The 22,588-nt window shown below is 45.0% G+C and carries 22 protein-coding genes; 6 read left to right on the forward strand and 16 right to left on the reverse strand.

Annotation, left to right across the window (positions count from 1 at the left end):
• Positions 1-2: 2 nt before the first annotated feature.
• The 7 genes from hscA to trmJ form a co-directional block, all read right to left on the reverse strand.
• Positions 3-1,856, reverse strand: a complete 1,854-nt coding sequence (gene hscA, locus L4D78_RS04660; protein ID WP_428465857.1) for a Fe-S protein assembly chaperone HscA — start codon at positions 1,854-1,856, stop codon at positions 3-5.
• 42 nt (positions 1,857-1,898) lie between these two features.
• Positions 1,899-2,414, reverse strand: coding sequence for a co-chaperone HscB (gene hscB / locus L4D78_RS04665; protein ID WP_428465858.1), 516 nt, complete (start codon positions 2,412-2,414; stop codon positions 1,899-1,901).
• 71 nt (positions 2,415-2,485) lie between these two features.
• A complete protein-coding gene (gene iscA, locus L4D78_RS04670; protein ID WP_428455956.1) occupies positions 2,486-2,809 on the reverse strand; it encodes an iron-sulfur cluster assembly protein IscA in 324 nt (107 codons plus the stop codon).
• A gap of 17 nt (positions 2,810-2,826) precedes the next feature.
• On the reverse strand, positions 2,827-3,213 hold the full coding sequence (gene iscU / locus L4D78_RS04675; protein WP_428455955.1) for a Fe-S cluster assembly scaffold IscU: 387 nt from the start codon (positions 3,211-3,213) through the stop codon (positions 2,827-2,829).
• A 33-nt stretch (positions 3,214-3,246) separates the two neighbouring features.
• Positions 3,247-4,461 (reverse strand): IscS subfamily cysteine desulfurase, encoded by a 1,215-nt coding sequence (locus L4D78_RS04680; RefSeq protein ID WP_428465859.1) that lies wholly within the window; start codon positions 4,459-4,461, stop codon positions 3,247-3,249.
• Between the two features lie 31 nt (positions 4,462-4,492).
• Complete coding sequence (iscR, locus tag L4D78_RS04685) at positions 4,493-4,999, reverse strand: Fe-S cluster assembly transcriptional regulator IscR (protein WP_428465860.1); 507 nt, start codon at positions 4,997-4,999, stop codon at positions 4,493-4,495.
• Between the two features lie 112 nt (positions 5,000-5,111).
• Positions 5,112-5,843 carry a tRNA (cytosine(32)/uridine(32)-2'-O)-methyltransferase TrmJ gene (trmJ, locus tag L4D78_RS04690; protein ID WP_428465905.1) on the reverse strand — a complete coding sequence of 244 codons (732 nt, stop codon included), beginning with the start codon at positions 5,841-5,843 and terminating at the stop codon, positions 5,112-5,114.
• 241 nt (positions 5,844-6,084) lie between these two features.
• Between trmJ and suhB the strand changes: the two genes are divergently transcribed.
• Complete coding sequence (gene suhB / locus L4D78_RS04695; RefSeq protein ID WP_428455952.1) at positions 6,085-6,885, forward strand: inositol-1-monophosphatase; 801 nt, start codon at positions 6,085-6,087, stop codon at positions 6,883-6,885.
• A gap of 154 nt (positions 6,886-7,039) precedes the next feature.
• Here the strand turns inward: suhB and secF are convergent, their stop codons facing one another.
• The 6 genes from secF to L4D78_RS04725 all read right to left on the reverse strand — a co-directional run bounded on the left by secF (position 7,040) and on the right by L4D78_RS04725 (position 13,895).
• Entirely contained in the window at positions 7,040-7,987 is a 948-nt protein-coding gene (secF, locus tag L4D78_RS04700) for a protein translocase subunit SecF (protein ID WP_428465861.1), read from the reverse strand.
• A 12-nt stretch (positions 7,988-7,999) separates the two neighbouring features.
• On the reverse strand, positions 8,000-9,847 hold the full coding sequence (gene secD, locus L4D78_RS04705; RefSeq protein ID WP_428465862.1) for a protein translocase subunit SecD: 1,848 nt from the start codon (positions 9,845-9,847) through the stop codon (positions 8,000-8,002).
• Positions 9,848-9,872: 25 nt separating this feature from the next.
• Positions 9,873-10,205: a preprotein translocase subunit YajC gene (gene yajC, locus L4D78_RS04710; protein WP_428455949.1), complete on the reverse strand. Its 333-nt coding sequence runs from the start codon at positions 10,203-10,205 to the stop codon at positions 9,873-9,875.
• A gap of 16 nt (positions 10,206-10,221) precedes the next feature.
• Positions 10,222-11,352: a tRNA guanosine(34) transglycosylase Tgt gene (tgt, locus tag L4D78_RS04715; protein ID WP_428465863.1), complete on the reverse strand. Its 1,131-nt coding sequence runs from the start codon at positions 11,350-11,352 to the stop codon at positions 10,222-10,224.
• 292 nt (positions 11,353-11,644) lie between these two features.
• Positions 11,645-12,697, reverse strand: a complete 1,053-nt coding sequence (gene queA / locus L4D78_RS04720; protein ID WP_428465864.1) for a tRNA preQ1(34) S-adenosylmethionine ribosyltransferase-isomerase QueA — start codon at positions 12,695-12,697, stop codon at positions 11,645-11,647.
• A gap of 76 nt (positions 12,698-12,773) precedes the next feature.
• Positions 12,774-13,895, reverse strand: a complete 1,122-nt coding sequence (locus L4D78_RS04725) for a S1 family peptidase (protein ID WP_428465865.1) — start codon at positions 13,893-13,895, stop codon at positions 12,774-12,776.
• A 253-nt stretch (positions 13,896-14,148) separates the two neighbouring features.
• On the opposite strand from L4D78_RS04725, the gene L4D78_RS04730 reads away from it, so the two are divergent.
• Positions 14,149-14,607, forward strand: coding sequence for a CBS domain-containing protein (locus L4D78_RS04730; protein ID WP_428465866.1), 459 nt, complete (start codon positions 14,149-14,151; stop codon positions 14,605-14,607).
• Positions 14,608-14,655: 48 nt separating this feature from the next.
• Positions 14,656-15,249, forward strand: a complete 594-nt coding sequence (locus L4D78_RS04735; RefSeq protein ID WP_428465867.1) for an acyl carrier protein phosphodiesterase — start codon at positions 14,656-14,658, stop codon at positions 15,247-15,249.
• Between the two features lie 99 nt (positions 15,250-15,348).
• Here the strand turns inward: L4D78_RS04735 and aceA are convergent, their stop codons facing one another.
• The 3 genes from aceA to L4D78_RS04750 all read right to left on the reverse strand — a co-directional run bounded on the left by aceA (position 15,349) and on the right by L4D78_RS04750 (position 19,884).
• The gene (gene aceA / locus L4D78_RS04740) at positions 15,349-16,653 is read right to left on the reverse strand and encodes an isocitrate lyase (protein WP_428465868.1); all 1,305 of its coding nucleotides are present in this window, start codon (positions 16,651-16,653) and stop codon (positions 15,349-15,351) included.
• Positions 16,654-16,764: 111 nt separating this feature from the next.
• Positions 16,765-18,375: a malate synthase A gene (gene aceB / locus L4D78_RS04745; RefSeq protein ID WP_428465869.1), complete on the reverse strand. Its 1,611-nt coding sequence runs from the start codon at positions 18,373-18,375 to the stop codon at positions 16,765-16,767.
• A gap of 612 nt (positions 18,376-18,987) precedes the next feature.
• Positions 18,988-19,884 carry a hydrogen peroxide-inducible genes activator gene (locus L4D78_RS04750; RefSeq protein ID WP_428465870.1) on the reverse strand — a complete coding sequence of 299 codons (897 nt, stop codon included), beginning with the start codon at positions 19,882-19,884 and terminating at the stop codon, positions 18,988-18,990.
• A gap of 131 nt (positions 19,885-20,015) precedes the next feature.
• On the opposite strand from L4D78_RS04750, the gene L4D78_RS04755 reads away from it, so the two are divergent.
• The 3 genes from L4D78_RS04755 to ppk2 all read left to right on the forward strand — a co-directional run bounded on the left by L4D78_RS04755 (position 20,016) and on the right by ppk2 (position 22,550).
• Entirely contained in the window at positions 20,016-20,624 is a 609-nt protein-coding gene (locus L4D78_RS04755; RefSeq protein WP_428455940.1) for a peroxiredoxin C, read from the forward strand.
• Positions 20,625-20,865: 241 nt separating this feature from the next.
• On the forward strand, positions 20,866-21,606 hold the full coding sequence (locus tag L4D78_RS04760; RefSeq protein WP_428465871.1) for a copper homeostasis protein CutC: 741 nt from the start codon (positions 20,866-20,868) through the stop codon (positions 21,604-21,606).
• Between the two features lie 140 nt (positions 21,607-21,746).
• A complete protein-coding gene (gene ppk2 / locus L4D78_RS04765) occupies positions 21,747-22,550 on the forward strand; it encodes a polyphosphate kinase 2 (RefSeq protein WP_428465872.1) in 804 nt (267 codons plus the stop codon).
• The last annotated feature ends 38 nt before the right edge of the window (positions 22,551-22,588 follow it).

Here is a 22,588-nt window from a genome sequence, read left to right on the forward strand (position 1 = left end):
GCCTAAACCTCATCAATCGACTGGCCAGCTAACGCTTGACGAATAGATTTATCCATTCGACGAGACGCAAATTCCTGACTAGCTTTATCTGTTTTTTTAATACTAGCTTCAATTGCGTATGGGTCTGTACCCTGACGTAATTGAACCAGTTCCATCATGACGGCTTCCAGCTCGTCGCGCTCTTGTTTTGTCAGTAACGTATCACCGTCAGCTGCAAGCGCTGTAATTAATCCTTCCAGAACACGATCCGCTTCCACTTGTTGCTCTGCAAGGGCGCGGGCGTCTTTATCATTCTGGGCGAATGTCATTGAATCGCGGATCATTGTCGCGATTTCATTATCAGTCAAACCGTATGACGGTTTAACTTGAATAGAAGATTGTACTTCACTGCTCTTTTCCATTGCGGTAACGGATAACAGGCCATCAGCATCAACCTGATACGTCACACGGATATGAGCCGCACCAGCGGCCATGGCAGGAATACCACGCAGTGTAAAGCGAGCTAACGAACGGCAATCACTTACCATTTCACGCTCACCTTGTACAACATGCACTGACATTGCCGTTTGGCCATCTTTAAACGTGGTAAACTCTTGTGCTCGTGCAACAGGAATCGTGGTATTACGCGGAATGATTTTTTCAATCATGCCACCCATGGTCTCGATACCTAAAGATAGCGGGATCACATCCAGCAGTAACATTTCAGAATCTGGCTTGTTACCAACTAAGATATCGGCTTGAATCGCGGCACCAATCGCAACCACCTGATCGGGGTCGATTGAAGTCAGTGGCGTTTTACCAAGATAGTTGCCTACCATTTCGCGTACCAAAGGTACACGAGTTGAGCCACCGACCATGACGGTTTCAATCACTTCTTCTGCCGTGACGTCGGCATCTTTCAATGCGCGACGGCATGCCATCAACGTTTTTTTAACCAATGGTTGAATTAACGATTCAAACTGAGAGCGAGTGACCGTACCTTGCCAATCAAGTACATTGATTGCCGTTTCATCAGCAGAAGAAAGGGCTTCTTTCGCAGCTTGCGCAGCATCTTGGAGAATACGATGTTGCTGTGCAGTACGCTCACCATTAAAACCAGCTTGCTCGGCAATCCAGTCTGCTAATAAGTGGTCAAAGTCGTCACCGCCAAGGGCTGAGTCACCACCCGTTGCCATCACCTCAAATACACCTTTTGATAGGCGTAAAATTGAAATATCAAAGGTACCGCCACCCAAGTCGTAAACCGCAATAACGCCCTCTTGACCAGAGTCTAAACCGTATGCGATAGCGGCAGCCGTTGGCTCATTTAATAAACGCAAAACATTGAGATTTGCTAGCTTGGCAGCATCTTTAGTACCCGCACGCTGGGCATCATCAAAATAAGCTGGAACCGTAATAACTACGCCTTCCAACTCACCACCTAACGTATCTTGAGCGCGTTGGCTTAGATGCTTAAGAATCTCGGCAGAAACCTGAACAGGATTAACCTCGCCCGAGCGAGTGATCAATTGTGGCAAACCATTGTCTGTCGCCGTAAATTGATATGGCATCTGAGGGTAACGCTGCTGAATATCAGCCAGAGAGCGACCCATCATCCGCTTAACAGAAATAATGGTATTCAGCGGGTCTTGCTGAGCAATTTCTCGGGCTTCTTGACCAACAACAATGCCAGTCTCGCCATAATGAACTGCCGACGGCAAAATGCCGTTCTTTTGCTCATCTTTTAGCGTTTCAGGGACGCCGCTGCGTACCGCAGCCACGAGCGAGTTAGTAGTACCCAGATCAATACCCACCGCTAACTTATGTTGGTGCGGTGCTGCACTTTGACCGGGTTCAGCAATCTGTAACAGTGCCATTATCGTTCCTGTGGAAAGTTAATACCGGGATCGTAAAAATTGTTAGTCGAACAAGCTATCTTCTAGTCGCTCAACTTCATTACGCAGCTTAACAATAAACTTAAGCTTACGCACGGCATCAGCCGCAGTCTCCCAGCTTTCTTGAAATAGAAGTTGTTCAAGTGCCGTTAACTGTGTTTTGTATAGCGCGTTCGCCTGCTGCTCAAAATCAGACAAGGCAGCTTCGGGATCGCTTGCATCAGGGATATCTTCAAGGGCTTCTCGAAGCTCCATCTGCTGCATTAAGAAAGCCGGATCCTGAAGCGTTTTTTGCTCGCCACGAATATCATACCCTTTTTCAGACAGCATATATTCGGCGCGAGAAATCGGGTTTTTGAGCGTTTGGAAGGCATCGTTGATTTGCGCAGCTTTTTGCACTGACATCAAACGATCACGCTCTGAAGCCGTGGCAAAATTATCAGGATGAAAACGGCGCTGTAGTTCACGGAACTGAGTTGCAAGAAGGCTACCGTCCAGCTGAAACTGAAATGGTAGCCCAAATAATTCGAAATGATTCATAGCATCTGTATCTATAAAGACTGAACCCGATAACTACAGGTAGTAGTGATCAGGTTCAGTAAACACAGCGATTAAACGTTGAAGCTTTCACCACAACCACATTCGCTGGATACGTTAGGGTTATTGAACTTGAAACCCTCGTTCAGGCCTTCTTTGGCAAAATCCAATTCAGTACCTTCAAGGTAAACTAAGCTTTTGGCATCAATAATAATTTTAACGCCATTTTCTTCGAATACCTGATCACCTTCATCAAGCTGATCGACGAATTCAATGATATAGGCCATACCAGAACACCCTGAAGTACGGACACCTAACCGGAGACCAAGGCCTTTACCACGGTTTTCAAGGAAAGCAGCTACGCGACTTGCTGCCGCTTCAGTAATAGATATGGCCATACAACAACCTTTAGGAATTAGTTTTCTTCGTGTTTCTTCTTGTAATCGCTAACTGCGGCTTTAATTGCATCTTCTGCAAGAATTGAGCAGTGAACTTTTACCGGCGGTAACTCAAGCTCTTCAGCAATTGCTGAGTTCTTGATAGATGCTGCTTCATCAAGGCTCTTACCTTTCACCCACTCGGTGATCAGCGAACTTGATGCGATAGCAGAACCACAACCGTACGTTTTGAATTTAGCATCTTCAATGATGCCATCTTCAGTTACTTTGATTTGAAGTTTCATTACGTCGCCACAGGCTGGTGCACCCACCATACCGCTACCAACGTTTTGATCGTCTTTATCAAATGAGCCCACGTTACGCGGGTTCTCATAATGATCGATAACTTTTTCACTATATGCCATGACAGTTTCCTCGAATGCGTTATGACCGCAAAATTAGTGGTGTGCCCACTCGACTGTATTGAGGTCAATACCTTCTTTGTACATATCCCATAATGGAGACATGTCTCGTAGTTTCTCTACCGCGCCACGGATTTGTGAAACTGCGTAGTCTATTTCTTCTTCCGTCGTGAATCGACCGAAAGAGAAACGAATTGAGCTATGTGCAAGTTCATCATTTAGACCTAGAGCTCGTAAAACATACGATGGCTCAAGGCTTGCTGATGTACATGCTGAACCTGACGATACTGCCAGATCTTTCAGTGCCATTAGCAAAGATTCACCTTCAACAAAAGCAAAGCTAATGTTTAGGTTGTTTGGTAAGCGCTGCTCCATATCACCGTTGATAGTCATCGCTTCGATGCCTTCAAGGCCAGTTAACAGACGGTTACGCAATGCTAATGCATGCTGGTAATCTTTATCCATGTCTTCTTTAGCAACACGGAATGCTTCACCCATACCCACAATCTGATGCGTTGCCAGTGTGCCTGAACGGAAACCACGCTCATGACCGCCACCGTGCATCTGCGCTTCTAAGCGGATACGAGGTTTACGACGCACATAAAGTGCACCGATGCCCTTAGGGCCGTAAATCTTGTGTGCAGATAATGAAATTAAATCAACTTTCATTTCCTGAACATCAATCGGTAGTTTACCCGCAGATTGTGCGGCATCCACGTGGAAGATCACTTTCTTCTCACGACACATCTCGCCAATGGCTGCGATGTCTTGGATAACACCAATTTCGTTGTTTACATGCATGATAGAAACCAGCACGGTATCTTCACGCATTGCATCACGCAACTTAGCTAAATCGACCAAACCATTTGATTCAGGGTCTAGGTAAGTCACTTCAAAACCTTCGCGCTCAAGCTGACGACAAGGGTCAAGAACAGCTTTATGCTCAGTTTTCAAGGTAATAACATGCTTACCTTTCTTAGCATAAAAGTGCGCAGCACCTTTAATCGCAAGGTTATCTGATTCTGTTGCACCCGATGTGAAAACAATTTCACGTGGGTCAGCATTTAGCAAGTTAGCAATATTCTCACGAGCAGTATCAACTGCTTCCTCGGCCTGCCAACCGTAACGGTGAGAACGAGAAGCCGGATTACCGAAATTTCCATCCATCGTTAGGCATTGCATAATTGCTTCAGCAACACGTGGATCTACTGGGCAAGTCGCGGAATAATCAAAATATATTGGCAGTTTCATTTTCATCTCCGAAAACACGGACGTCTAGTCTCTAGGAGCGAACATCGACACCTATTGTGGTGCTGTCGTGTGTATTATTATGTCCAAATGACGTTTTAGTTAGAACTCGATCTTGTCGACCAGAGATTTCTTGTACGTCATTATCTCGCATCAACTCACCAAGAGTGATGTTGTTCAAAAAGCCGCTGATACGGGAACTTAGGTCGTGCCATAGCGTATGTGTTAGACAACGCACACCACCTTGACAGTCTCCCTTACCGTGACACTTAGTCGCATCAACCGACTCATCAACGGCAGCAATAACCATGCCTACCGCAATGTCATTTGCATCTTCACCTAGGCGGTAACCACCACCAGGACCACGTACACTGGCGACTAAACCAGCCTTACGCAGGCGAGAGAAAAGCTGTTCCAGATAAGACAGTGAAATACCTTGGCGTTCTGAAATATCAGCCAGAGGTACAGGACCATCCTGCGAGTGCAAAGCCACATCTAGCATCGCTGTGACTGCGTATCTTCCTTTTGATGTCAATCTCATAACACACCGCTACCCACGTTTGTATATGGGGAGAGTGTCCCATACCTGACTAAAATGGTCAAGTATTTACCTGACTGTTTTAGTCAGGTTTTTAACCATAAAGAAGATGTGGCTATTTATCTTTATGTTCGAGTGATTTTTCAACCGAAGATAAGATGCCGCGCAGAATATTCAGCTCTTGGGATTCTGGACGAGCACGGGTAAATAGACGACGAAGTTTCGTCATTACCATGCCCGGATGATTCTTATTTATAAACTGGGTCTGAGTAGTGACCTTTTCAAGATGCTCATAGAACATTTCGAGTTCTTTTACTTGAGGGTACTCATCTACATGCGCATGCTTGCCATGTTTTTGCTGTTCAAGAAACGCCATGCGAATTTCATAGCTTACGGTTTGTACCGCCATCGCTAGATTCAAAGAGCTGTAATCAGGGTTAGCCGGAATATAAACATGACAATGGCAACGCTGAAGCTCTTCGTTAGTCAGACCAGTACGCTCTCGGCCGAATAAAATTGCAACATTATGATGATGTGCTTCGGCTATCGATTTAATACCACATTCACGAGGATCCAGCTGTGGCCATTCGAGGGTGCGAGAACGCGCGCTTGAGCCCACGACTAAACCACAATCGGAAATAGCTTCATCAAGTGTTGATACGATTTTGGCATTTTTTACAATGTCTGCAGCACCAGCAGCTAAGGCATAAGATTTGTCATCTACCTCACAGGCTGGGTCAACCAATACCAAGTTGGTCAGCCCCATCACTTTCATTGCTCGAGCAGCCGAGCCAATATTGCCCGGGTGAGAAGTACCAATTAGCACAACACTGATTTTATCTAACATAGACACGCATATTTCCGACGGTTTCAATAAAGCCGAAAGATTTTAGCACAGAGATTTTAAAAAAGGTGAAAACATGTAAAAACATTATACCAATTCTGCTACGGCTGACCTGAATGCCTGAAATGCATACAATGCCACTCCAAATTGAGCAACGGGCAAAAAATAACCACTTCCTTTTTGTTCCAGCTCTGATATACTCGCCGCCGCTTTTTAGTTCTTTAACATCCGTTGGGAAGATCCTATGCATCCGATGCTTAATATCGCCATTCGTGCTGCACGAAAGGCTGGTGACCATGTCATTAAATCTTTAGAAAAACCTCAATCTATTGAAGTAGAAAACAAAGGTAATGATGTTGTTACCAATATCGATCATGAAGCAGAAGCTATCATCATCGAGACAATTCTTAAGTCTTACCCTGAGCACTGCATCATTGCAGCAGAAAGCGGTACTAAAGAAAACCGTGACAAAGAATGTCAGTGGATCATCGACCCAGTGGATGGCACCAAAAACTTCGTTCGTGGTTACCCTCACTTTGCAATTTCTATTGCGCTGCGCATGCGCGGTCGTACAGAAGTTGCAGTGGTTTACGACCCTGCACGTAACGAGCTATTTACTGCGACACGCGGTTCAGGCGCTCAGCTTAACAGCCAACGTCTACGTGTATCACAGCCTCGTGACCTAACAGGTACTACGCTTGCAACAAGCCTTCCTTTTGCTGCTAAACAGCACGCTGAAAGCTACATGAAAATCCAGAACGCACTATTCCTTAGCTGTGAAGATATGCGTCAATCTGGCTGTTCTGCTCTTGACCTATGTTACCTTGCTGCTGGCCGTGTTGACGGTCTATTCAAGCTTGGTCTTAAGCCATGGGAAATTGCAGCAGGCGAACTCATCGCACGCGAAGCTGGTGCTATCTGTACTGACTTTACAGGCAACACTAATCACCTGACTACTGGTAACATCGTTGCTGGTAATGCACGTGTTGTGAAGCCTATGCTAGCTAAAATCCGTGAACACGGTAGCGAAGCACTTGCTAAGTAATCACTGATTACCACTAAATTCAAAAACACCCCAGTGATTTATCACTGGGGTGTTTTTTTATGCCTGTCACTTTATACCGACACAATTTATACCGACATAAAAAAACGGAGCCTCTCGGCTCCGCTTTCAATGACAGCATTCAATACATGAGCCGTTAAGGCATTGCATCAAACTCTTCGCCGTCTTTCTCAACTTGAGGTGGCATCAAGTGTTCACGCGCAATACCCAGCTTCATCGCCAATGCCGATGCGACATAGATAGACGAATATGTACCAACAGTGATACCAATTAGTAGTGCTGCGGCAAAGCCGTGGATCATTGTTCCGCCTTTGACGAACAGGGCGATAACTACAAACAGCGTTGTTGCCGATGTGATCAAAGTACGGCTCAGTGTTTGCGTCACAGAGCTATTCATCACTTCAACCGCTTCGCCTTTACGCATCTTACGGAAGTTTTCACGGATCCGGTCAAACACAACAATGGTATCGTTGAGCGAGTAACCGACAACCGTCAGTAATGCGGCAACGATGGTCAGATCAATCTCAATTTGCGTGAACGAAAATATACCGATAGTGATAATGACATCATGTGCCAATGCCAATACCGCACCCGCAGCTAAACGCCATTCAAATCGAATCGAGACGTAAAGCAAGATACAAATCAGTGCAACGATAATGGCTAAGCCACCTGCTTCCGCCAGTTCATCACCCACGTTCGGGCCAACAAACTCAATACGGCGCATCTCAACAGTTTGGCCAGTACCCTCTCTTAGCGCATCAATGATTTGGTTACCTAATTTTTCACCCTTCGCATCTTCGCGAGGCTGAAGACGAACCATCACATCACGTGCCGTACCAAAGTTCTGAACAATGGCATCACCAAAACCGGACTCTTCTAGCGACTCACGAATCAGAGCGAGATCAGCAGGCTGCTCAAAGCCTACTTCAATCAGCGTTCCGCCTGTAAAGTCCAAACCCCAATTTAGCTTCTGAGTCGTTACAGTTGTAATCGCCGCAACAATCATTGCAATCGAAAAAACAAATGCAAATTTCGACCAACGCATAAAGTCGATCACTTTATCCGCTTTCATTATTTGAAACATGTCAGCGTCTCCTTAGATCGACAGCTTATCGACGCGCTTACCGCCATAAACTAGGTTAACCAACGCACGTGTGCCCACAATCGCGGTAAACATGGAAGTCAAAATACCGATAGATAGCGTCACAGCGAAGCCTTTTATCGCGCCCGTACCCACAGCAAATAGAATAATCGCGGTGATCAATGTCGTGATATTTGCATCTGCAATGGTACTAAATGCATTCGCATACCCCTGCTGAATAGCCTGCTGAGGACTGCGTCCTTCACGTAGTTCTTCACGGATACGTTCGAAAATAAGTACGTTAGCATCAACCGCCATACCGACAGTAAGAACAATACCTGCAATACCTGGTAGCGTCATGGTTGCCCCTGGGATCATCGACATAACACCGATAATCATCACAAGGTTCATCAACAATGCCATGTTGGCAAAGAGGCCAAAGCGACGATAGTAAATCAGCGTGAACAGCATGACCGCGACCATACCCCAAACCATTGCTTGAACACCCATATCGATATTCTGCTGCCCCATAGATGGGCCAATGGTACGTTCTTCAACGATTGAAATCGGTGCAATCAAAGCACCAGCTCGAAGAAGAAGGGCAAGGTTATGTGCTTCAGCTTGTGAGTCAATACCGGTAATACGGAAGTTACGGCCAAGCGCAGTTTGAATCGTTGCTTGGTTAATAACTTCTTCGTGTTTCTCAAGGATCACTTTACCGTCTTCGTCACGCTCGCCACTGTCTTTATATTCAGTGAAAACCGTTGCCATTAGCTTGCCCACGTTATTACGTGAGAAAGCTGTCATCTTGCTACCACCTTCACTGTCTAGTGAGATGTTAACTTGAGGACGGCCATATTCATCAGCACTTGAGCTTGCATCGGTGATGTGAGAACCGGCAAGGATCACGCGTTTTTTCACGACGGCTGGACGACCATCACGCGTCATTTTCACTTCGCTATCTGGTGGTACACGGCCTGATGCCGCGGCAGCCAAATCAGCAGAGCTATCAACTTCACGGAATTCTAGTGTTGCAGTTGCACCAAGAATCTCTTTTGCTCGCGCTGTATCTTGAACACCTGGTAGCTCAACCACAATACGGCTCGCGCCTTGACGCTGTACTAACGGTTCAGCAACACCGAGTTCATTTACACGGTTACGAAGAATCGTGATGTTCTGCTCAACCGCGTAGTTACGGATTTCTTGTAAACGCACATCTGTAAACTGAGCGCTTAATAGGAAATTCGTCGTGTTGTCACTAAACAGCATATCAGGGTGAAGTGCCGCAAGCGCATTCTTAGCTTCCGCTAATTGTTCAGCATTACGTAAACGAACCTGCACGCTATCTTCCGTTTTACTGATAGCGCGGTAACGAATTTTCGCTTCACGTAATTCAGTACGGAACGTTTCTTCCTGTTGGCTCAGCAATTTTTCCATTGCCGCATCCATATCGACTTCCATCAAAAAATGGACACCACCACGCAAATCAAGCCCCAGTTTCATTGGGGATGCGCCGATAGATTCAAGCCAGCTAGGAGTAGAAGCCGCAAGGTTTAGAGCAACAACAAAGTCATCGCCAAGCTGTTCATTAAGAATATCGCGAGCACTGATTTGGGTATCAGTGTCATTAAAGCGGACCAGTACAGTACCGTTTTCGAAAGCGACAGATTTATATGAGAGTTGATTTTGTTTTAAATCTTCGGTGACAGCATCCAGCGTAGACATATCTGCCGAGGCGCCACGCGCCCCGGAGATTTGAATTGCTGGATCTTCACCGTAAACATTGGGAAGTGCGTAAAGCAAACCGACAAGCAGTGTAAACACCACCATCAGATTCTTCCACAAGGGATAACGGTTTAACACTGCTGTGATCCTTTAGCGCAAATGTTTATAGAGATTTCATTGTGCCCTTAGGCAAAACAGCAGAAACGAAATCTTTCTTAATAGTAACTTCAGTTGTGTCGTTTAGTGCGATAACGATGTAATCGTTTTCTTCAGACACTTTAGTGATTTTACCAAGCAGGCCGCCGTTAGTTAGCACTTCATCCCCTTTGCCCATCGAAGACATTAGGTTTTTATGCTCTTTAACACGTTTCGCCTGTGGGCGATAAATCATGAAATAGAAAATTACAGCGAATAGGCCTAGCATGATGAAAAGTTGCATGCCGCCGCCTTGTGGCGCGCCTTCTGCTGCTGCGTGTGCTTGAGAAATCAGACTCATTTACTAACGTCCTCGATTATTGATTGTCATTTAATGGTGGAACTTCACGGTCACGACGCGCGTAGAATTCTTCTACAAATGCATCGAAACGATCTTCGTCAATCGCACTGCGGATACTTTCCATCAAACGCTGGTAGTAACGCAAGTTGTGGATTGTGTTAAGGCGCGCACCTAGAATCTCATTACATTTGTCGAGATGGTACAAATACGCCTTTGAATAGTTGCGACAAGTGTAACAGTCACAATGCGGATCTAGCGCAGTTGTGTCTGTTTTATGTTTCGCATTACGGATCTTGATCACACCGCCAGTCACAAATAGGTGACCATTACGGGCATTTCGGGTCGGCATTACGCAGTCGAACATATCAATGCCACGGCGAACGCCTTCAACCAAGTCTTCCGGTTTGCCTACACCCATTAGGTAGCGAGGCTTATCTTCAGGCAGTTTTGGACAAGTATGCTCGAGAATACGGTGCATATCTTCTTTCGGCTCACCAACTGCAAGACCACCAACGGCGTAGCCGTCGTAGCCAATTTTAGTTAGGCCTTCAACAGAGACATCACGTAAGTCTTCATACACACCACCTTGAACGATACCAAACAGTGCATTTGGATTTTCTTGGCGGTCAAATTCGTTACGGCTACGCTGTGCCCAGCGCAGTGACATTTCCATTGATTTCTTCGCTTCATCATGCGTTGCAGGATAAGGCGTACATTCATCAAAAATCATGACAACGTCAGAACCAAGATCATATTGGATTTGCATCGATTTCTCTGCATCCATAAATACCTTGTCACCGTTTACTGGGTTACGGAAATGTACCCCTTCTTCAGTGATTTTACGCGTTGCACCGAGGCTAAATACTTGGAAACCGCCTGAATCGGTCAGGATTGGACCCTGCCAGTTCATGAAATCATGCAAGTCGCCGTGCATTTTCATCACTTCTTGACCTGGGCGTAACCAAAGGTGGAAAGTATTACCTAAAAGGATTTGAGCACCGGTCTCTTTCACTTCTTCTGGCGTCATACCTTTAACTGTACCGTAAGTACCTACAGGCATGAATGCCGGAGTTTCTACCGTACCACGTTCAAACTGCAGGCGACCACGGCGAGCACGTCCCTGAGTTTTATCTAATTCAAATTTCACAAAGCCTCCAAAAGCCAGAGAAACAATCTGACATCGCACCTCAGCTGCCTAGCAGCTGGGTATACCCACACAAAAGGCCAGCTGCCTAATGTGCATATTACCAAACGCACCAACACATGCAGCCGTTTGGTTTAGCCACTACGCATAAAGCCTAGTGGAATAATTTATCCACGAGAAAAAAATCGCATTTGGCCTAAAAGGCCATAAATAAACCATATTGTCAGAAATGACAAAGGCTGCATTTTATCAAATGCAGCCTTAAGTGACACTGACTTAGTCAATCAAGTTCCGTTTATTTGTCTTTCTTTGTAATAAACATTGAATCACCATAACTAAAGAAGCGATATTTGTTCGCAACCGCTTGATGATAGGCATTGATTGTATGTTCGTAACCCGCAAACGCGCTAACCAGCATGATTAGCGTCGATTCTGGTAAATGGAAGTTAGTGATGAGCACATCCACCAGCTGGAATTCATAGCCTGGGAAGATGAAAATATCGGTATCACCAAAGAAAGGCTTGAGCTCAGTACCTTGTTTAACCGCATCTTGTGCCGCACTTTCAAGGGAGCGAACCGACGTTGTACCGACAGCAATGACACGACCGCCATTAGCCTTCGTCTCATTGATGGCATTTACTACATCCTCTGGCACTTCAACGTACTCAGCGTGCATATGGTGATCATCAATGTTATCAACACGTACAGGTTGGAAAGTGCCCGCACCGACATGCAAAGTGACAAAGGCAAAACTCGCACCTTTTGCTTTAATGGAATCTAACAATGCATCATCGAAATGAAGGCCAGCTGTTGGCGCTGCAACCGCACCAGGTTTCGCGTTGTAAACGGTCTGGTAACGCTCTTTATCAGAATCTTCATCAGGGCGATCTATATAAGGAGGAAGTGGCATGTGGCCCACTTCTTCTAAAATTTCTAAAACCGTTTTGTCACTGTTAAAGCGGATTTCGAATAATGCATCATGACGGGCGATCATTTCAGCCTCATAATCATCATTCTCACCCAGTAATAATACATTACCTGGCTTCGGAGACTTAGATGCACGAACATGAGCCAAAATTGTTTTATCGTCAAGCATACGCTCAACTAATATCTCTAACTTACCACCAGAGGCTTTACGACCAAATAAACGAGCAGGGATCACTCGGGTATTGTTAAACACCAACAAGTCACCTGGCTCAACCAGATCCAGTACATCCTTAAAACCTTTATGCGCCAATTCACCTGTATTACCAGTAAGTTGCAGCAAACGGCTCGCAGTACGCTCAGGTTGTGGGTAACGAGCAATTAGCTCATCAGGTAGATCAAAGTCAAAATCAGAAACTTGCATTATTAGGGCCCTAAATTACAGCAGGCAGCTAGTATAGGCCGCCAAACTGCAATATCAAGCAAAGATCACCCTTCACTTAGTGCCTTTTAAACCCATCAATACTGCTTTCGGCATCGTGGTTGTTACGCCTTGTTCGAAGCAATGCCAGTAAGCCGAGTCCCAACAAATAACGAAAATCGATATTACCGCCCCCCCCATCACCGGAATTCGATGAGGTATTGTTGACCACAATCCCCTCTCCAGCGTTGCCATAATCAGACAAAAACGGGTTAATCGAAAATGTTGATGTAGCCTGATTGAATACGCTATTCCCCACCTCGTTTGCTATCCAGCTTCGGTAATTAGAGGTTTGTGTATACACACCAGGTAAACGACCAGCACAACCTTCGCCAAAACTCACTAAACCGACTAACCGCAAACCAAAATCGCTATCAGCTGCTGCTTGGGGATTTTGCCATACCAAAGGACCACCTGAGTCACCAAAGCAGCTGTCACGGGCTAAATCAGGCGACGTCGAACCAGCACAAAGGTAAATGGAATAATCGCCAGTATTAATATTTGATCCCCACATACCATCACATGTTCTATCTGGCACCCCCGATAACAGTGTTTGGCGAAGCTTTGTCGAACCAGAGCCTGAACTATTAGGGTCGGTACTTCCCCAGCCGGAGACTAATAAATTAGCAACTCGATCCCCATTTGAAACCCAGCCATTATCAAATTCATTATCGACACTTTGCTGCTCACTATCAGTAGCAATATTGATCGGCACAGCACTATCCGGTAGTGGGCTTGATAGCATCAAGATGGCAATATCATTGGCAAAACGCGAGGAGCTGTATGACGGGTGAATAATAATGTCACTGACTGAAACCGCATTCAAACGATTAGCACTGAAAATACTGGTGATACCAGCCCAGACATCGACATCTTCTGCCGCCGCAGTCGTTGAGCCGTTGCGCATGCAATGCGCTGCCGTTAATACTGCTGTTGGGCTAATGACGACTCCACCACAAATAAACGTTTTCGTTCCATCGCCATCAGGGAAACTCATATTCAAATATGCCTGCCAAGGCAACTCGTTATTTTCAGATTCGATTCCACCTATGATCTTCGGTGTAATGACAGGCGATTCACTGCTTGCCTCTATGGGGAAAATTGCAAACCAAGACAGCAAAATAAACAACAGCTTAGGCATTAATGTATTCCCCTATGACATGTCATTTATTGAGTATATTACACATTCTTATTTTTAACTCATGAGAAACATATGAGACACAACAACAAAACAATCAAACAACTTCTCATTTATTTGACGAACATCATAGGGAGGTTAAAAAGGATTCGCTACAGTCAAAAGGGAAGCTAAGAAAAATCGAGATAATCTTGCACAGGGCGCGATACGTTAAGTGCTCAAATAAAAACAACAAACCGTAAATTTGGAGGCTTTTATGTTTACTGTTGCTGATATGATGACTCCTCATCCCCACTCACTATCTGCTGATCATACGCTTGCAGATGCAAAACGCTTGATGGAAAAATTCCATATCCACCATATTCCTGTTGTGGATAAAGACAATCACCTTATCGGCTTGGTCAGCCAGCGAGATATACTAGCGGCACAAGAATCTAGCTTTGAGTTGCAAGCAAAAGTTCCTTTTGTTTCTGCTCTGGATATCCCATTAGAACAAGCCATGCACCGCAACCTAATGAGTGTTAACCCTCAAGCTGGTCTCAAAGAGGCGGCAACCTACATGCAAAAGCAACGTATTGGCTGTTTACCAATTCTCGACCACAATAAATTAGTAGGCATCATTACCGACACCGATTTTGTCGCGATTGCTATTAATCTATTAGAATTACAGGAAGAGGTTGAGCCGCTTGAAAATGAAACGGAAAAGCTCTATTAGCAAGCAAGTCGTCATACTAAATAACGCCAGAAAGCTGCCTGTACTACAATGAATTTTCTGGCGCACCTGCACATTGCAGAACAATGTAATAGCCACCTTGCCGGTAATTTACTGGCCGATTTTGTAAAGGGTGACCCTTATGTACAATATCCACGCACCGTTGCTGACGGGATAAAGCTTCACCGCTTTGTCGACAGCTTTATCGATGCGTTACCTGAAGTTCGGCTGTGTCGACAACTTTTCTCTCCTACGACCAGGCGAGTTAGCGGCATTGCGCTCGATATCACTTGGGATCATTTTCTTGCAATGCACTGGACACAATACCATGCAGATCCACTTCCTGAGTTTATTCACTCCGCCCAGCATGAAGTTAGCCTGTTCACCGAAAATCTACCTGATGCTTATCAATTAACGATGGCTCGAATGTGGCAACAGAACTGGTTATCACAATATCAGTATCCCGAGACGATCAACCTGACACTGACCAGAATGGCGCAAAGACGCCCTAAATTATATCAATTGGCTCACTGTCCAGACGATATCAACCTGCACTACAACGAACTCGAAGACCAGTTTCACTGTATTTACCCACAAGTTGAATTCGCCGCAAGAGAGTTCAGCAGCGAACTACACCGTTCATAAACAGAAGACGAAAAACAAAAAAGGAGCGCACTAGGCGCTCCGAATATTATCAACGATTTACGTCGTTATTATTAGAATTTATTTACTGGCAGCTCACAATCAGAACTGATCTTCTTCTGTCGAGCCCGTCAATGCCGTAACAGATGAGTTACCGCCTTGAATCGTATTGGTCATCTTATCAAAGTACCCCGTACCCACTTCCTGCTGATGCGCAACGAAGGTATATCCTTTATCAGCCGCTTGGAACTCAGGACGCTGTACTTTTTCGACGTAATGGCGCATGCCTTCACCCTGCGCATAAGCATGAGATAATTCAAACATGTTAAACCACATGTTATGGATACCGGCCAATGTAATAAACTGGTATTTATACCCCATGTCTGAAAGTTCTTGCTGGAACTTGGCAATGGTTTCTGCATCCAAGTTTTTCTCCCAGTTAAACGATGGCGAACAGTTATAAGCCAACAGCTGATCTGGGTATTGCGCATGAATCGCTTCTGCAAATTTACGCGCTTCTTCTAGGCATGGCTTAGCCGTTTCACACCAAATTAAATCAGCATATGGCGCATACGCCAAGCCGCGAGAAATCGCTTGATCAATACCTGCACGCACACGGTAGAAGCCTTCAGCCGTACGGTCACCGATGATAAAGTCATTATCGTAGCTGTCACAATCAGATGTTAACAAATCGGCCGCATTGGCATCTGTTCGAGCTATAACCAATGTTGTGGTGCCTGCTACATCAGCGGCAAGACGTGCCGCTACCAGCTTCTGGACCGCCTCTTGAGTTGGAACTAATACTTTCCCCCCCATGTGGCCACACTTCTTCACTGACGCCAGCTGATCTTCAAAGTGAACCCCTGCCGCCCCCGCATCAATCATATTGCGCATCAACTCATAAGCATTCAGTACACCACCGAAACCCGCTTCCGCATCCGCAACAATAGGTAAGAAGTAATCAATACCTTCCTCTGGGTTGCTTCCACTCGACCATTGAATTTGATCCGCACGTCGGAATGCATTATTAATGCGGCTAACAACCGATGGCACAGAATCAACCGGGTATAGAGACTGGTCGGGATACATTGTCGAAGCCGTATTATTATCAGCGGCAACCTGCCAACCTGAGAGATAAATAGCTTCAATACCTGCTTTTGCTTGCTGCACTGCTTGACCGCCCGTCAGTGCGCCAAGGCAGTTAACATACCCTTTCTTCGCATCACCGTTGACCAAATCCCATAACTTATCAGCACCACGCTGTGCGATAGTATTGGCTGGTGCAAATGAACCTCGTAGATTAATGACTTCTTCTGCAGTGTAGGTACGTTTTACATGTTTCCAACGTGGGTTTTCTGCCCAATCTTTTTCCAAAGCTTCGATTTGTTGCTGGCGAGTCAGTGTCATAATGATGTCCCTCGTTTCATTTGGCGATAATCCGCGTCACATAGTCGTTATTGGTCAAGCTTTCAGTAAGGAAGCATCTACTTCCCACTTTTCTCTATTGATTAATTATTGTTATTGCAAGTATTCGTACCCTGACAAGGTCAGGAAATTCACCAACTCATCACTGGTGGTGAGTTGTGACATCATGACAGCAGCCTCATCGAAACGTCCGCGTTCAAAATGTTCATTCCCTAATTCTTGCCTAAGCACAGCCATTTCTTCTTTTAGCATTTGCTCAAATAAGGCTTTGGTGACGATCTGCCCATTGCTTAGCGCTTTACCGTGCTTTATCCACTGCCAAATGGAAGCGCGTGAAATCTCAGCAGTCGCGGCATCTTCCATTAAGCCGTAGATAGGCACGCACCCGTTACCAGAAATCCAAGACTCGATATACTGAACAGCAACTCGAATGTTGTGACGCATACCGTCTTCAGTCCGCTCACCGTCACAAGGAGCTAGCAGGTGCTCAGCCGTTATCGTTGCATCTTCGCTTCGGCTAACATCAAGCTGATTACTACGCTCACCCAACACACCGTCAAACACCGCCCGAGCGGTACTTGCCAAGCCAGGATGGGCAACCCATGTCCCATCGTGCCCATTGTTCGCTTCTAAAGATTTATCCGTTTGAATTTTATTCAGTACCCAAGCATTACGTTCAGGCTCTTTTGATGGAATAAATGCAGCCATTCCTCCCATTGCAAACGCTTTACGGCGATGGCACGTTTTAACTAATAACCGTGAATAGGCATTAAGAAACGGCTTTTCCATTGTTACAACTTGGCGATCTGGCAATATGCGGTCAGGGTGATTTCGTAAGGTTTTTATATAACTGAAAATGTAATCCCAGCGACCACAGTTAAGGCCAACAATATGTTCTTTCAAGCTGTATAAAATCTCATCCATCTCAAACACAGCTGGTAGCGTTTCAATTAACACCGTTGCCTTAATTGTCCCTCTTGGAAGTCCAAACTCATCTTCGGTAAAACTGAAGACGTCACTCCACCACGCAGCTTCTTGATACGCCTGCAATTTAGGCAAGTAAAAATAAGGACCACTACCTTTTTCCAGCAACTGCTTGTAGTTATGGTAAAAGTACAACGCAAAATCAAATAAACATCCTGGAATTGGTTCACCATCCCAAAGAAGGTGTTTTTCAGGTAAGTGCAAGCCACGCACTCGACAAATCAGTACCGCCGGATCATCCCCTAGCTGATATTGCTTCCCCGACTCAGGGTGGGTATATGAAATTGTGCCATTGACTGCATCACGTAGGTTACGCTGCCCATCTAATACTTCATCCCATGCGGGGGCAAAGGAGTCCTCGAAGTCGGCCATAAAAATTTTTGCATCAGCATTAAGCGCATTAATCACCATTTTGCGCTCAACAGGACCTGTAATTTCTACTCGGCGATCTTGTAAGTCAGAAGGGATATTTTGAATGGACCAGTTACTTTCACGAATAGCAGCGGTTTCTGGTAGAAAATCAGGTAAAGCGCCAGCATCAATCGTATGCTGCCGCTGCTCCCGTGTGGCGAGTAGCTCTGGGACCCTAGAGGCAAACCGCTGAACTAAGTGCTCCACAAATTGAAGCGAATCGTTATTTAATACTTCTGCTTGCTCATCGGTCAACACCGTTTGTAGTGATAACTTTACTTCATGATTAGGTGGAGTATGTCTATCCATTTTTACGCTCCCTTACACCTGTAACTTAATCACCATATTTATCAGTAGTGATTGATCCACGATTTTAGTCAGATTTCGTCGCAACACCTGATTTACGGTGCCGTAACATATTAGCAATTGCAAGTATCTCCATTTAAACCAACAAACACACAAATGAGTAAACTCATTTTAAATCAGCAAGTTAAACAAACTAGAGTTTTAACTCAAAACACTAAATTGAAACAAAATGCAGGTAATTACTCGGTTTTTAATAAGATGAGTACCTTAATGCGGTTTTGTAATTACTTACGTAATAAAATTACCAAAAAGCCCAATTCAAACAAATGTTCCAATTTACGTTTTAAACAGCAGCAAAGGAGGGGGTAACTGTAAGTGATTAAAAATCATACGATTAAAGACCATTAATACATGCTTTTAATACACCTAAGGAATAAGAACCCCATTAAGAGCAACTATTTATTTGCAGAGCGAAACATAATAAACCTACAAAACGGGCGCAATTAGCCGGAACATGCACATAATGTAAATAATGCTTTGGCTTCATTTCTTAGAATAATGTGCTGAAAAATACGACTTTCTTCCAACACATCAATTATCAGGAGGGAGTTCGAGCTATAAAAGGTCTTTTACAATATCGGCAAGACAATGGAAGGTGCGCGTTCGGCTTGATGTCGGTCGCCATACTAAACCAATTTCTCTGTACGCCTCTTGCCCTGGAGGATCAATAACGACAAGGTTTTGATTATGAAGCAAACCATGATCAATCGCCATTTGAGGAATAAAGGTTGTTCCTAGTCCATTTGCTACCATCTGTACCAAGGTGTGAAGGCTTGTCGCGGTGAATGGGTTAATTTTCTCTTTGCTGGTGAGCTTACAGGCAGAAACAGCATGATCGGTTAAGCAGTGCTCTTTCTCCAACAAAAAAACGGACTCATTCGGTAAGTCAGCATAGCGCAATGGTACATTCACTTGACCTACTTGCTCTTGGCTTATGACCATCTTAAAAGCATCTTTACCGACAACTTGGCTGTGCATGCCGTAAATCTCAACCGGTAACGCCAAAATCAACACGTCCATTTCACCATTACGTAACGCCGCCAATAAATTAGTGGTGGTATCTTCTCGCAGCAGTAAATTCAGACTAGGGTGAACCCGGTTAACTTCTTGTACTAAATCACACAATAAGAAAGGGGCAATAGTTGGAATACAGCCAACGCGCAATTGACCATCCATGCCATCACCATTGCAGTTTGATAACTCCATCAGATCTTGGCTACGGGCAAGTAGTTCACGACTCCTAATAACAACATCTTCACCGGTAGAAGTGAACACTAATGACTTATTGTCTCTTTCTATTAGCTGGCAACCAATCAGTTCTTCAAGGTTTTGCACCCCAGAACTTAATGTCGACTGGCTAACAAAACATTTCTTGGCGGCCTCACCAAAATGCCTCGTCTCAAAGAGAGTCACGAGGTAATGAAGCTGTTTTAAGGATGGAAATTTATTCATCGTATTTTTCGATTACATCAATCTATTTATTCCGCTTTTTCCAATCTAACAGTTTCGTTATAGTTTGTCTCGTCCAAACAAGGAGCCAACCGAAAGGTCGGCGACAAACCGAATATTTTAGGAGCACCAAAATGGTACTAGTAGGTCGTCAAGCACCAGATTTTACTGCTGCAGCTGTTCTAGGTAACGGCGAAATTGTTGATAGCTTCAACTTCGCAGAGTTCACTAAAGGTAAAAAAGCAGTAGTTTTCTTTTACCCACTAGACTTCACTTTTGTTTGCCCATCAGAGCTAATTGCTTTTGACAAGCGTTTTGAAGATTTCCAAGCGAAAGGCGTTGAAGTAATCGGTGTTTCAATCGATTCTCAATTCTCTCACAACGCATGGCGTAACACTGCTATTGAAGACGGCGGTATCGGTCAAGTTAAGTACCCACTAATCGCTGATGTTAAGCACGAAATCTGTAAAGCTTACGACGTTGAGCACCCAGAAGCAGGCGTTGCTTTCCGTGGTTCTTTCCTAATCGACGAAGATGGCCTAGTACGCCACCAAGTAGTTAACGACCTTCCTCTAGGCCGTAACATCGACGAAATGCTACGTATGGTTGATGCTCTAAACTTCCACCAGAAAAACGGTGAAGTTTGCCCAGCACAGTGGGAAGAAGGCAAAGCAGGTATGGACGCATCACCAAAAGGTGTTGCTGACTACCTATCTGAGCACACTGCAGACCTAGCTAAGTAATTAGCAAATAGCACCACGCTCACGGTGCTATGGCAACAAACGCAATAGCGTAAAGCCAAAGTCAGCCAATAGGCAAAAATAGAATGAGGCCCGGACACACCGGGCCCTTTTTCGATCTAACCTCTCTCAAATGTAATCTCCCCCTTATACGCTCTGTAATATTTTTTGATCTTATTCACCGTTCCATACGACAATTTCCACTACACTGCCCCCTACCCTCGCTCACTCTGATTATAAAATAATGCCTATTAACCATATCGAAGTTTGTATCGATAACATTGAATCACTGCACTATGCACAACAAGGTGGTGCAACCCGTATCGAGCTTTGCTCCTCTCTTGCCCTTGGTGGGTTAACGCCAAACTTTGGCTTAATGAAGCTTGCCGAAAAGCATGCCACCATTCCAGTTTATGCCATGATAAGACCTCGCCAAGGCGACTTCTTATTTGACGATCAAGATATTGAGATCATGCTAGCTGATATTCATGCAGCCAAGCAGGCCCAACTCCAAGGCGTTGTTGTTGGGGTATTAACCCAAGATGGCCATGTCGATAAAGACGTACTCAAAGCCCTTTGCCTTGAAGCCAAAGGACTTGGCATTACGTTTCACCGTGCAATCGACCAATGTGTAGACCCAATGGCGGCGCTTGATACAGTGATGGAATTAGGCTGCGATCGTGTGCTCACTTCAGGTCTAAAGGCCAATGCATTCGATGGTATATCAATGTTGAAAAACATGGTGGCGCATAGCGGTAACCGTATTGCTATCATGGCGGGAGCTGGCGTTAATGCTTCAAATGTCGCAGAAATTGTACGACATACAGGTGTGCGTGAAGTTCACTTATCAGGCAAAAGTACCCGAGCAAGTAAAATGACAGCCTTTGCCGCTGATGCGCATATGGGCAGTGCTGATCTTGATGACTTTGCAATACCTGTCACTGCCAGCGATAAAATAGCGGCGGTTATTAAGGCGCTTCAATAACCAAAGAAAACCTCCAAGTTTTGCAGAGAAGGTGACTTCTCTGCAATACTGTAAGCGACGTCATTCTATTCACTCTTCGATTCGTCAAATCACCTATTACCGATTACTCTTTTGTTACTCAATATAAAGTAGGCGCTGTTATGGGTTACCAGTCATCAAAGAAAAAGCTCAACAAAAAAGACTACGAAACAGAGCTCATTAAACTTCAGATCGAATTAGTGAAACTGCAAGAGTGGATAAAACAAGAAGGGCTCAAGGTCGTCGTTCTCTTCGAAGGCCGAGATGCCGCAGGTAAAGGGGGAGTCATAAAACGGATCACCGAAAAGCTCAACCCAAGAATCAGCCGCATTGTCGCCCTCCCCCAACCGACGGAGAAAGAAAAAACCCAGTGGTACTTTCAGCGCTATGTTGCCCACCTGCCTGCGGCGGGTGAAATGGTATTATTTGACCGAAGTTGGTACAACCGTGCTGGCGTCGAGAAAGTGATGGGCTTTTGCACTGACGATGAATATGAAGAATTTTTACGTTCATGCCCAGAATTCGAACGTATGCTGCTACGTTCAGGGATCATACTTGTAAAGTACTGGTTTTCGGTCTCAGATGAAGAGCAAGAAAAACGCTTTCTTGAACGTATTAATACGCCGATCAAGCGCTGGAAGTTCAGCCCAATGGATCTTGAGTCTCGCAATCGCTGGGCGGCCTATTCTGCGGCGAAAGACCGAATGTTTGCCTATACCGACACCAAACAATGCCCGTGGTGGGTGGTCGATGCCGACAACAAAAAACGAGCACGGATCAATTGCATTTCACATCTACTATCACAAATTCCGTATGAAGATATCCACTACCCAGAGATAGAGCTACCGGAAGTGAATAAAGATGGCTATATGCGCTCCCCGCTAGAGAGTCAAAGCTTTGTTGCTGATCGGTTTAGCGATGATTAAGCTCATGGTGTTACATTATGACGCCATCTAATAACCAA

Source organism: Photobacterium minamisatsumaniensis (assembly GCF_050336695.1).
Taxonomy (GTDB): domain Bacteria; phylum Pseudomonadota; class Gammaproteobacteria; order Enterobacterales; family Vibrionaceae; genus Photobacterium; species Photobacterium minamisatsumaniensis.

Bases quoted from the DNA above. Each gene is read 5' to 3' on its own strand.
- hscA (WP_428465857.1), bottom strand. From the start codon at position 1,856: ATGGCACTGTTACAGATTGCTGAACCCGGTCAAAGTGCAGCACCGCAC.
- hscB (WP_428465858.1), bottom strand. From the start codon at position 2,414: ATGAATCATTTCGAATTATTTGGGCTACCATTTCAGTTTCAGCTGGAC.
- iscA (WP_428455956.1), bottom strand. From the start codon at position 2,809: ATGGCCATATCTATTACTGAAGCGGCAGCAAGTCGCGTAGCTGCTTTC.
- iscU (WP_428455955.1), bottom strand. From the start codon at position 3,213: ATGGCATATAGTGAAAAAGTTATCGATCATTATGAGAACCCGCGTAAC.
- L4D78_RS04680 (WP_428465859.1), bottom strand. From the start codon at position 4,461: ATGAAACTGCCAATATATTTTGATTATTCCGCGACTTGCCCAGTAGAT.
- iscR (WP_428465860.1), bottom strand. From the start codon at position 4,999: ATGAGATTGACATCAAAAGGAAGATACGCAGTCACAGCGATGCTAGAT.
- trmJ (WP_428465905.1), bottom strand. From the start codon at position 5,843: ATGTTAGATAAAATCAGTGTTGTGCTAATTGGTACTTCTCACCCGGGC.
- suhB (WP_428455952.1), top strand. From the start codon at position 6,085: ATGCATCCGATGCTTAATATCGCCATTCGTGCTGCACGAAAGGCTGGT.
- secF (WP_428465861.1), bottom strand. From the start codon at position 7,987: ATGTTTCAAATAATGAAAGCGGATAAAGTGATCGACTTTATGCGTTGG.
- yajC (WP_428455949.1), bottom strand. From the start codon at position 10,205: ATGAGTCTGATTTCTCAAGCACACGCAGCAGCAGAAGGCGCGCCACAA.
- queA (WP_428465864.1), bottom strand. From the start codon at position 12,697: ATGCAAGTTTCTGATTTTGACTTTGATCTACCTGATGAGCTAATTGCT.
- L4D78_RS04725 (WP_428465865.1), bottom strand. From the start codon at position 13,895: ATGCCTAAGCTGTTGTTTATTTTGCTGTCTTGGTTTGCAATTTTCCCC.
- L4D78_RS04730 (WP_428465866.1), top strand. From the start codon at position 14,149: ATGTTTACTGTTGCTGATATGATGACTCCTCATCCCCACTCACTATCT.
- L4D78_RS04735 (WP_428465867.1), top strand. From the start codon at position 14,656: ATGAATTTTCTGGCGCACCTGCACATTGCAGAACAATGTAATAGCCAC.
- aceA (WP_428465868.1), bottom strand. From the start codon at position 16,653: ATGACACTGACTCGCCAGCAACAAATCGAAGCTTTGGAAAAAGATTGG.
- aceB (WP_428465869.1), bottom strand. From the start codon at position 18,375: ATGGATAGACATACTCCACCTAATCATGAAGTAAAGTTATCACTACAA.
- L4D78_RS04750 (WP_428465870.1), bottom strand. From the start codon at position 19,884: ATGAATAAATTTCCATCCTTAAAACAGCTTCATTACCTCGTGACTCTC.
- L4D78_RS04755 (WP_428455940.1), top strand. From the start codon at position 20,016: ATGGTACTAGTAGGTCGTCAAGCACCAGATTTTACTGCTGCAGCTGTT.
- L4D78_RS04760 (WP_428465871.1), top strand. From the start codon at position 20,866: ATGCCTATTAACCATATCGAAGTTTGTATCGATAACATTGAATCACTG.
- ppk2 (WP_428465872.1), top strand. From the start codon at position 21,747: ATGGGTTACCAGTCATCAAAGAAAAAGCTCAACAAAAAAGACTACGAA.